This is a genomic window from Enterococcus sp. DIV0800, from assembly GCF_050559735.1.
Lineage (GTDB): Bacteria > Bacillota > Bacilli > Lactobacillales > Enterococcaceae > Enterococcus_A > Enterococcus_A devriesei.
This window is the reverse complement of the sequence record NZ_CP187899.1, coordinates 424,667-436,089: the sequence shown is the minus strand read 5'-3', so window position 1 is coordinate 436,089 and position 11,423 is coordinate 424,667. Positions and strand designations below refer to the sequence as shown.

The 11,423-nt window shown below is 36.1% G+C and carries 7 protein-coding genes; 4 read left to right on the top strand and 3 right to left on the bottom strand.

Annotated features, from left to right (window positions below; all coding sequences use genetic code 11):
- Positions 1–127: 127 nt before the first annotated feature.
- The 3 genes from IGI54_RS14000 to IGI54_RS13990 all read right to left on the bottom strand — a co-directional run bounded on the left by IGI54_RS14000 (position 128) and on the right by IGI54_RS13990 (position 2,226).
- The gene (locus IGI54_RS14000) at positions 128–370 is read right to left on the bottom strand and encodes a hypothetical protein (RefSeq protein ID WP_430621554.1); all 243 of its coding nucleotides are present in this window, start codon (positions 368–370) and stop codon (positions 128–130) included.
- Between the two features lie 217 nt (positions 371–587).
- Positions 588–1,274 carry a CPBP family intramembrane glutamic endopeptidase gene (locus tag IGI54_RS13995; protein ID WP_430621553.1) on the bottom strand — a complete coding sequence of 229 codons (687 nt, stop codon included), beginning with the start codon at positions 1,272–1,274 and terminating at the stop codon, positions 588–590.
- 343 nt (positions 1,275–1,617) lie between these two features.
- On the bottom strand, positions 1,618–2,226 hold the full coding sequence (locus tag IGI54_RS13990; RefSeq protein ID WP_430621552.1) for a TetR/AcrR family transcriptional regulator: 609 nt from the start codon (positions 2,224–2,226) through the stop codon (positions 1,618–1,620).
- 429 nt (positions 2,227–2,655) lie between these two features.
- On the opposite strand from IGI54_RS13990, the gene IGI54_RS13985 reads away from it, so the two are divergent.
- The 4 genes from IGI54_RS13985 (at position 2,656) to IGI54_RS13970 (ending at position 11,386) form a co-directional block, all read left to right on the top strand.
- Positions 2,656–3,756, top strand: coding sequence for a tyrosine-type recombinase/integrase (locus IGI54_RS13985; RefSeq protein WP_430621551.1), 1,101 nt, complete (start codon positions 2,656–2,658; stop codon positions 3,754–3,756).
- A 456-nt stretch (positions 3,757–4,212) separates the two neighbouring features.
- Positions 4,213–5,964 carry a SpaH/EbpB family LPXTG-anchored major pilin gene (locus IGI54_RS13980; RefSeq protein ID WP_430621550.1) on the top strand — a complete coding sequence of 584 codons (1,752 nt, stop codon included), beginning with the start codon at positions 4,213–4,215 and terminating at the stop codon, positions 5,962–5,964.
- 125 nt (positions 5,965–6,089) lie between these two features.
- Positions 6,090–10,676, top strand: coding sequence for a SpaA isopeptide-forming pilin-related protein (locus IGI54_RS13975; protein ID WP_430621549.1), 4,587 nt, complete (start codon positions 6,090–6,092; stop codon positions 10,674–10,676).
- Positions 10,676–11,386 (top strand): pilin N-terminal domain-containing protein, encoded by a 711-nt coding sequence (locus IGI54_RS13970; RefSeq protein ID WP_430621548.1) that lies wholly within the window; start codon positions 10,676–10,678, stop codon positions 11,384–11,386. Before IGI54_RS13975 ends, IGI54_RS13970 begins: the two co-directional genes overlap by 1 nt.
- Positions 11,387–11,423 lie beyond the last annotated feature (37 nt).

Here is an 11,423-nt window from a genome sequence, read left to right as displayed (position 1 = left end):
TCGTGGATCAGTTCTAGTTTGGCTAACTAAGAAATCGGATTCACTAATCTGAAGTTCTTCAAGGATCAGATTCTTCATTTCTAATTGTGAAAGTAGAGTATTTACTCGATATATTTTTGTACCGTAATTAAATCCATTCGCCGGCATATAACAAGCCGCCTACTCCACGTATATCTGGCTTACCATTGTAAAATAAAACCATAAAGTCTTGTATTCGCTTTCCTTCATTTGAACGCAAAGGATTTTCTGCATCTCGCTTAATGGAACGTCCGATTTTTTCATATAAGGTTAAAGGATTCCGGCCCCATATATCGGGGTTAACATCGTGATTATTTTTACTTCTACTCCTATTTTTCTTTTTTGAAAACATACGCTTCCCTCCAATTGGTGATATAAAAGTATTTTTCTAATGAGTGAGACAGTGACGTATCGGCTAAAGGTATTCACTTAAAATTATACGTGTTATAAAAAGGAAGGCAAGTTGTGAAAGTTTGTAGATAGACGAAATATATGTAGTTTGAGGCTACCATAACGATTAATCCATTACAGAATAAATGAAAAAAAGACAGCTTCTAGCTGTCTAAAAACTACTGCATCAAAATCATTGCAATCGAAGCCATAGCATTATTTAAAAAATGAACCATAATTGAGACTTCTAAACTTGCGGATTTGTAATAAGCTATCGATAGGACTAGTCCCATGGATGCATATAAAAAGAAGTTTGGAATATCTGTTGTCATATGCATCATTCCAAAACAGATACTGCTTAATGCAATACCTAGAATGGGTAGTTTCCGACAAAGCAATTTAATTATCCCGGCACGAAAAACAATTTCTTCCATAATGGGTGCAGAGATTGCAATTAGCAGAAAAAGTAAAGCGGGATTAACAGCATGGAACATAGTATTTAACATGGCATCATTATTGCTAGTCTGTTGTCCGCTACTTTGTTGGATAAGTAGTGTGCCCCCAATAGCTACGAGTCGCAACAGTAAGGTTGCGCCGAGGATAATTAAAATATTTTTTCTTGTGACCCAAGAAAAATTTAACTGAATAAGTTTCAGTCTTTTAGCTAGCCATAAAAGTAAGGCAATGTTAGCAAATACAAATAAAAACATGACTAGTAGACCTAAACCAGACAATGGCTTCGTGAGACTTAATTGAACAATACTAAAAACAGTCATACTAAGTTGGCTTAAAACAAATAGTGCTAAAACGATAAAGAAATTTTTGATATATTGCAGAATGATCCTCTCCTTAATAATAAATTCCAATTTTTTTGTTTATTTCCAATAATTATTGACCTCCTGTAAGCTACGATAACATTGTGCTCGTAAAAAAAGCTAGATAAACCGGAATCTTACAAAAACGAAAGATCTACTAACGGACCCAAAAAAGACTGATATTGAGTAGAATATCCCAGTGTTAACGGGCTTAATTTTAGAAATCTACTACATTAGCAATTGATTACATGTGTAGAAAAAAATCTAAGTACCCTGTGCCCAATCTTTTATACAAAAATAAACATGGGAATGACTATAGAGGTGCGAATTTAATACAATAAAAAAAGCCCTCAAAGAGAGAATGAGTTCTTTCTTTGAGGAAATTTCAAATAAATTAATCAATATCCTTTACATTACTGATTTCATATAATCCAAAAAGTGAAAAGAACATATTTCGATTGATTATTTCAGTGATCTCTTCAATTGTTTTATCTTGAGAGCTTCCATACAGCCAATCATGAGCTAATTGAATATTTCCACCAACAATATAAATGATTGCTGTATGAAGCGTGTCTTTTGGAAAGAGATATGCGAACTCACGCGGTACAGCCTTTTGAAAAGCACGTGTATAGCTTCCATATATCTTATTCTGAATATCAAGTATGTGGTTGTGTTTAAGTAACGAATAGAGGCAATCTCTTTCTGATTTCAGATATAGTAATATTTCTGAAGTAGAAGATTCTCGATCCTTTAGAAACTCGCTGAGTGAGGGCCTTTTTTTGGGAAGGGTGGCATATGCGGACTGTTTATCAAAAGTGTCTTGAAGACCGTCTAAAAATAAAGATACACAACCAGATAGAATTTCATCAATGTTAGAAAAATAATAATAAATTGTGGAGCGGCTGATCTTTAATTCTTGAGAAATCATAGTTATATTTAAATCTTCGAGAGGGTAACGATTTAAATGATCTAACGCACAAAGAAGAATCCTTTTTCGCTGCATAGTTGGTCCTCCATAGTTTAAGTTACTAGAATTAGGTTCTTCTTATACCACAATTGAACAAAAAAAGAAAGTACAAACACTGCAGAAATGTAGTGTTATGTACTTTCTTTTTTATTTAAACTATATAAGTTATGGAAATTTATCTTAATAGCATTTTTTATAATAAAAATGTTTCTTGTTTTATATAAAAACAAGAAAAAAGCTTAGTACGAAGTATAACTAACGTTATTGTCACAACATAAATCATAAAATTCATATTAATTATAATATATATATATTGATTGGGCAACATATCAGCTAAAAAAAGTATTTAAAAAATTTTATTATTAATAATCAACTCAATGTCCTTGTTATTAAATCAGCAGAAATTAATTTATTCGATTACTAAGTTAGAACGTCAAATAAACCGTCAATGGAGAGGATTGTCACATGAGTAGACGAGGGGAAAATATTTATAAACGAAAAGATGGAAGATGGGAGGGACGTTACCCAATCGGGAATAAAATAGACGGAAAAATACGATACCGTTCTATTTATGGAAAAACGTATCAGGAAGTAAAAATAAAACTTTATCCATTAAAAATTGAATCGGCCTCTAAAATGCTTTCCAAAGGAAAGTGTGCCACCCCTTTCTATAAGTGGGCATTTTATTGGCTAGATTCAATCAAAGGAGACATTAAACCCTCTACCTATGCAAGTTATAGATACAAGCTTGAACACTATATCTTTCCTTATATCGGGGAAATCGCATTAAACCAGTTAGAATATGATACATTGCGATCCTTAGTTGAAGAGTGGAAGAAAAAATACAAGCCTTCAAGCATTCATGTCTATTTTCAGCTACTTAAGGGATGTTTGGCTGCGGCTGTAAAAAAAAGCTTAGTTACCCTTAATCCCTGTCGAGAAATCATTTTACCAAAAAGAAAAAAGAGTAAGATACATGCGCTAAAAAAACAAGAACAGAAGAAGCTTGAGAATGCAGCTAGAACCGTTTCTGGCCAAAAAGGACTCCCCCTTCTTATCAGTCTGCAAGCCGGACTACGTATTGGAGAAATTGCAGGATTAAAATGGGAAAATATCGACTTTGACAATAAAACAATCACTGTCGAACAAACCTATCAGCGAATCTCTATTTTTAAAAAGAGAGATAAAAAAACTTCTCTAGTTTATCAAGAAGCGAAAACAGAAGCTTCAAAAAGGGTTGTTCCAATGACAAATGAACTATTTTTGAAGCTAAAAGAAAAAAGAAAAAATAGCCAGTATGAGTTTGTATTTACATCCGGGTCTCGACCTTGTGAACCACGACTACTGACGTATCATTTCCAAAATATTGTCAAAAAGGCAGGACTTTTTAGTATTCATTTTCATCAATTGAGACACACATTTGCGACTCGCTGCCTAGAAAAGAATCACGATATTGCAAGTATCAGTAGGCTGTTAGGGCATGCATCTACACGGATGACCTTAGATGTTTATACAGATTCTCTAATGGAACAAAGAAAAGCAGTGATTCATTCCTTAAATAAATAAAAAAAGAGTGTTATTTTAAATAACAGGGCCATTCTTTTTGCTTTTTCTAAGAAAGCGCTTTTTTGTTTTTGTTTTTTTAAAGTAGGTAAGTAAAAAGATATTTTTGATCCTTTCTTTTTGTTTTTTTAGTCAAATTCAACTATGCAAGGAGCTATTTACCGTCGGTAAATGGTCAGGACACACAGTTTTTCTCGATAAGTCAGTGAATGTTTGATGTTTCTTGTTTTTATATAAAACAAGAAACATTTTTTACTATATATAGATCCTTTAATTAAATTAACAAAAACAGGATAACTTTATTTCTTTATTTATGGTATCAAAAGTCCAGACTTTTTGATATAGATGGAACCGATTAAAAGAAGAGAAAGGGGTATGGGTATAAGGAAATCGTAATAGTTAGTGGTTTTATTATTGTGGTTTTTTCATTGTACTAATTAAAAGAAAAGGGGTTTTAGCATGAAAAAGAGTAGTAAAAGTAAAGTTGTGAGGTTGGCAGTGACGGCATCATTATTAACTTCATTAGGTGTGGGTTTGTATAGTGCTTCACTAGGTAATGGAGACGTTGCAAGGGCGGAGCAAACGATTAATAATAATCCGATCGCAGATGAATCGTCTAATCGTTCTATTACGATTTGGAAGTATCAAGTCAAGGATGTTTCTGAAATTGGGGATCGTGGTGATGGGAAAGAAAAAGATGTAGATAAAGAACCACTATCAGGGATTAACTTCAAAATTCAAAAAGTCACGAAAAAAGCCGGTGGCGCTTCATTGAAAGATCCGCTGAAACAAAAAGAAGGTACAGACTATGATATTGATGAAAGTTTTGCGGCACAGACACTTCCTACTGGAGAAGAAGGGGATGCCAAATTTAATTTGGGTGTAGGGACTGATTATGATGGTATCTATTTAGTTACTGAGTTGGCAGATGATCGAGTATCTAAACCAGCAGATCCTTTCTTTGTTTACGTTCCACAAACAGATCGCCAAGATCATGGCTCATTAATTTATGATGTCGAAGTACAGCCTAAAAATATTTTAAATTCATTGCTTGAACCCGACAAGACAGTTGAAGAAGGACGAGGATACTCTGTTAAAGCCGGTGAAGAGTTCAGCTGGGAAGCCCAAGCAAATGTACCCGAAGGGTTATATCAAGTAGCCACAAAAGATGGTGTTATTAGCCCTACCTATACTGGTGAAAAAGATGAGAACGACGAATGGATTAAAGGCCCAGATAAATCTGTAACAAAAGATGAAGAGATTTATGCCAATCATTTTACGATGACCGATACATTGGTGGAAGAATTAAAAATCAACAATGTAAAAGTTCAAGTGAAGACAGACGAGAGTAATTGGACTGATTTAGTTTTAGGAACAGATTATAAAATTACCATTGATGGAGACGAAAAAACAAGTAGTACGAATACAGATGCTGAAAAATTAGTTGTCATGAGTTTAGAACAAGCGGGGATGAAGAAAGTTTCACAGGGTGATTTTACAAAAATAAGAACTGTTTATACGACGGAGACAGATAAAGACTTCAATGGCGTTTTAAGTAACCATTTTGAAGTGAAGTATTTATCTCCAGGTCTTAAACCTATCACTACTGAAAATCCAAAAGAAAAAGACCCAGAGTACTTTACTGGTGGCTTTGACATTGAAAAGACGGCTGAAGATAAAACAGCGCCTGATAACAAGTTGGCCGGAGCAGAATTCATGTTAGCAGAAAGTAAAGAAAATGCAGAAAAAGAAATCTTCATTGCATCCGATGGTAAGAGCTACCATAAAAATGATACCCTACCGACTCCAGAAGGAAAGGATCCAGTGGTATTTCTTAAATCAACAACTGATGGACAAGGACATGCAAGTTTTAATGGATTGGCATTAAATTGGTATGACGATGCGAATAAGAATGGGAAACAAGATATTGATGACGAACCAACATTTGAACATAAAGATATTAAAAAAGACTATTGGGTAGTTGAAACAAAAGCTCCGCAAGGATATGAACTCCTTAAAAAGCCAGAACAAATCACAGTGACTCTAACGACGAAAGATGATGCGATCGAGTTAGATGTAGTGAATAAACCCGAAACAGATCTACCGTTTACAGGTGGCGAAGGAACGATGTTGTTAGTCGCAATCGCAATCGGAGCAATCACTATCGGTACTGCTACGATTATGATTGAAAAGAAACGTCGCCAAGCTTAATGACAAGGGGACGAAAGGATGGATAGACGATGCCAGAAAGTAAACGAAACAAGCAGATAGTCGCCGTTCTTCTTCCACTCTTTTTCCTACTGGTAGGCATAGTTACTGTCTACCAGAAGGTTCCATTGAAAGCAGAAGATCAGAATTATCAATTGGTCGATGTGAAATACAATGGAGAAAAAGTCAATGTAGACTCTACTTTTTCAGATGAAGTCAATCCGATAGAAATTAGTTCTAAAGAAACACAGATACTAAAATTTAAAGGATCAGACAACTATGGCGTAAATGCTGTAGATGAAAAGGGAAATGTCCTTCCTTCAAAAGAACTTACACCGGAAGAACTAGTGGAATACGTTGATTTTATTGAGAAGAAAGAGACCCGTCAAGCTAGCGGAGAAACTGAAAGTTCCGATAAGGTGGCAGAAAAAAAAGATTTAGAGGAAGAGACAAAAGAAAGTCAGTTAGTTTATGTGGGAGAAAAAGAGAAAAAAACACCGTATGTCTTGATCCACAAAGATCAGCCGCTTTTATTGAGTGTGTTTAAGGATTCAGAAGAAGAGGAAGTTCCGGTCACTTTTGAAAAGCCAAATACAGCAGAAAAGCAAAAGCTGTTTCGTTTTATCGAAAAGGTGGAGCAAGTACCAGAAGAGAGCAAAAAAGCGGGTCAAGAAACAGCCGAAGTAACCAATGATCAAACGATAGATCAATTAATGAAAAAGAATTATAGCGAAAAAGATTCGTTTAAGCCAATTGAACTTCCCGCTAAAGAATTATCTCAAAAACAACCGAATGATACCTCACAGCCATTGGCGGTTACTGGAGCAAAAGTGACAGTAAAAACAGGGACAGCGAATACTAATGGAAAATTTGATGATAACGATCTTCCTGGATATGACTCTTCTGAGAGCAACGATATAGTTCGTTCATTTGACTCAAATTTTTATTTACTATCGTTTTCTATAGAAGCTAATCATACAGATACAACGTATACAGACATAAAATATCGTGTGGATATGGAATTACCACATGCCTATGGCCTATCATCTGGTAAACCTCGTTTCAGATATGAAGTAGTGGATAATGAACACGGGGAATTGGTAGATGCTCCAGGAAACCAAAAAACATCAAAAGGATATGTGGAGTCTACGATAAGTGCAAATGGTCAGGTTTTTTTACCAATTGTAGTAAATGTATACGGGGCAGAGCAAGGGGATCCAATCTATCCTGAAGCAAAAATAACTATACTCAGTGCCAAAAATGAACAAACTGGAGAAACTGAGGAGATCAATAAAACTTATACGAAAACCGATATTCGAAATTTAAAGTTAAAGGATACGTATGTTTCAGCAAAACCTTCCGTTGAAGCAAATTTAGTTTTAGGTAGTCGTACGGCACCTGAAAATGTAATTCCAGCAATAGGAGTAAATAATAATCATGAATCTGTAAGTTTAGGTGTCACACTCGGATTATCACCTATTGAGGGCAGAGAAAAAGGTGATTTTAAAGGATCCACATTTCCAAATGGTGCAATTAATGTGACTATCGGATCAGATTCCTTTTATCAAAAAGACAGTACTAGTGCAATAACCCCAGTACCAACGATTGATGGTACTGATTTCTCTAAGTATACCAAGCCAACGAAAGCGACTACTTCAACAATATCATCTAATAACCCTACAGACTGGAATAAGATTTTGTATGCAGGTAGTGAATTAAAGATTCCTAATGGCTTTACTAATATAGCTGTTCCAAATGGTAAGTCAGAACAGCTTCATGTAGTAGAACCACAGGTTGGTTTGGAAGAAAAGAAGCAGATTGGTGTCTATGATTCAGGGAAAACAACAGTGACAAATTCTGATACTGATCTAAGTATCCATCTTAAAAATGAAGAATATTCACCAATCTATAACCCGTACACATATACTTTGAAGGGGGTAAAAACAAACAATAATGAAAAACTTTTTTCCAGTTCTACGCTATTAGTTCTCTGGCCAAAACATTATCTCATTAGAAAAGGCGTAGGTCTATTCTCTACAAAATTAAAGATATCTGAAGTTAGTTATGAAGGGCAAAAGAAGATTCCTAATCCAGCTTCTACTGTAACAATTTCTGATTCAAAGGAAAAGAGTGGTGCTTATATTGGGTCTACTGCTTACGCAAAGAAAGTAAAAAATAATTTTATTGGTTTAAATTCTACTGGAAGAGTAGATGTTACAGCTGGTGATGGCACAGTTGGAAAAGGAGAAAAAGATATTTATGTTGGAGGGACGTCGGTTTTTGACAAGATGCCTGATGTGAAAAAAAGTATTTCGTATATTCGATGGAATGCTAATTCGTTTGAATACGACCCTACAAGAGAAATAAATGTAGACCAAAATGATTCAGTAGAGTTAGTTGAAGCCGAAACTAGATATGGTGTGGGCAAGACCAAAGATTATCCAACATTAAAAACCGATACTGAAAAAAATATTTCTGGTCAATATAATTGGTATTCTAGTCCTCAAGAAGCGACTAAGTATGGGAAAATTTCTGCAATAAAAGCTGTTTTTAATAAAAAGAAAGATTTGTGTACCTATTGGTTTGGTGCCCCAGTAAATGTTATTGGAGAAGTTGGGCAAAATGATAAGTTTGGAAATCCTAATGCCATAATGCACGGTTTTTATTTCTTTGATTCAAACAATGTTTTAATAGAAAATTTTCCGGGTATAAATGAGTCGTATACTCCAAGTGTTTATGATTCGTCTGGAAAGGCGACTAAGCCGAATACATCACGGGGTGGCGATAGTATTTTTATCAAACCATTCAAAATTGAGACAACCACTACACCAGAAAAGCCAACTTATAAAACAAATGAAACCATTCGCTGGAAAGTTGAAGGCAATCTATTGGGAACAACAGACACTAATTATGGCTCACGATTAACGACCTATTTACCAAAAGGTATCAAATATACCCCGGGAACATCCGTTGATAGTAATGGGAATAAAATACCTGAACCTACGGTGACTGAAAATGCTAGTAATGGGGTTACTACCCTTGTCTGGCGATTCTCAAATATCAATCCTACAAAGGGAGATCTGATTGAAGCGCATTTTGATACGACAGCGGATGTGGCAGATTTAACGTTCGATAAATATTCACTTGCAGAAGTAGAAGCTCGTACTATAGGTGAACTATGGCTTCAAAGCGATCCTAATCAAAAGGATACTTCTGCTGCGTCGACAAGAACTTCTTATGGCAAGGTCAATCTCCATCAAACCCAACAGATTATTCTGACAAAAAAAGAAGACAAACCTGCGATTGAAGCGGGTGAGAAAGATCCTGTCGGAGTGGATAATAAGATCACCTATACCATTGATATGGCCAATGAGTCTGTTGAAGATATGATTGATGTTCAACTTGCTGATGTTCTTCCGTACAACGGTGATTCTCGCGGCTCAAAATTTAATGGAAGGTACACGGTCGAAGATGTACGCTTTGACAGCAAATCTAAAGCAACCATTAAATATAGTAATGATGAGATAGACAACAAGACTGATCCATCGAAGTTTCCTGAGGGGACAACTTTTGAGCCTGGAAAAACGGCTATAGAGGACATTAAAGATGCTAAAGCAGTCTGGGTGAACTTAGATAGGGTAGCCGTCGGAGAGAAAGTCAGATTGACAGTAACCATTAAGCCTAATGGTCAAAAAGCAGGCGATCTCTATGTAAATAATGCTGGAATGAACTCTAAGTTGGATCTTCCAGTAAATTCACAAAATGTAAAAACACTGGTTTATGGGCGTAATTTATCCGGTGTTGCCTGGTATGACGATTTACCTGATGGATTAATCGGAAAGGCGCCTAATGGTTCGCCAGAAGATTTTGTAAAAGATATTCCTGTGAAACTGTATCGTACGAGTCTAGTTGATAGTTCCTATAAGGATGAACTTGTAAAAGAAAGTTTGACTGGACAAAAATTCATTGACGAATCCGGAAATTCTTTGATCAAAACAGATAACAATGGGAAATATCTTTTTGAAAATCTCCCTGAGGGAGAGTATGTTGTTGAGTTTATGATTGAAGACATGGTTGTGCAGAAGAAATTCAAGGTAACTGAAAAACTAGTAGGGGATGATCCGAAGATCAACTCAAAAGCGGATACTACTACTTATAAAACCGATCCTTACACACAACCAAAATTAGAAGATGTCGCAAAATCTGACGAATTTATTCACAGTGTTCCGGATCTAAATATCGGTTTGATACGCGAAACTGCAAGTATCCGCCTCTTCAAGTATGCTGCTGGCACAGCAGTAGACCTCAACAAAGATGGCGAATTGACTGATAACGAGAAGGCCACTGGAACCCCATTAAAAGGTGCTGTTTTTGATCTCTATGAGGGTGATAGAGAGAAGAAAATTGGTAGTGCTACTACAGATGATATGGGAATTATCAGATTTGATGATCTAGCGCCGGGTGAGTATACGTTAGTCGAAACCAAGGCACCAGATGGGTACGAGCTTTTACAAAAGCCAATCAAAGTAACCATCACTGAAAATAACCAAACCGTTCAATTGTATCAGGATAATGACGCACAAACCTTGTTACCAGAGGCTGGTGGGAATAATCCGTTACTGATTGGTCTGATTCTTTCATCAATAGTGTTAGTTGGAGGATTAGCGGGTGTAATGTACTATTATCGAAATCCTAAGCAAAGGGGGAAACTATGATGAAAAAAATGCGTGTTTTACTACTTATTTTTCCATTGTTACTCAGTGTCCTCCTCCTGCCAGTAAGTGGTCATGCTCAGGATACGAATTATAGCATTACGATTCAAAAGTATAAGTTGGGTGAAGGAGTTAATTTATCGGTGGATGTTCCTCAAGATGGAACAAAAGCTGAAAAAGTGACAGATGATAATGGGAATGATTTAGAAGCCTTTGAAGGGGTTTCTTATGAAATTGTCCGGGTTTCTCCAATGGAGGGAACAAGTGAGTTTCAAGCGGTTCAAGGGGAAGATGCCTTTTCTACAGAGATTACTACAGATGCGCAAGGAATTGCTCATGTGGGAAATCTTGTGGCAGGAACCTACCGTGTAAGTGAAAAGGCAACGGAACTAATACCAAATGTAATGGAGCCCGTTATTTTTGAGCTACCGTTGCCACAACGAACAGGAAACGCACTTTCAGATGTTTACCTGTATCCAAAATCAAGTATTCAAACACCAAGTACAGGGACCGATAAGGACAAAGATAAAGATACCCCGACTTCACAAATGTCTAAAAAAGATGGAAAGGTGACCACCGCTGCGAAGGAGCGGCTTCCACAAACGAGTGGGAACTTGGGAACCATGCAGCCACTTTATCTTTTAATAGTACTGATTTGTGTGATGGGCGCAATTGGCGGTTATTTCATTCAAACAAAGAAACATCATTTTTAAAGGAAAATAAAGAGTAACTCTTTAAACAGAGCTGCTC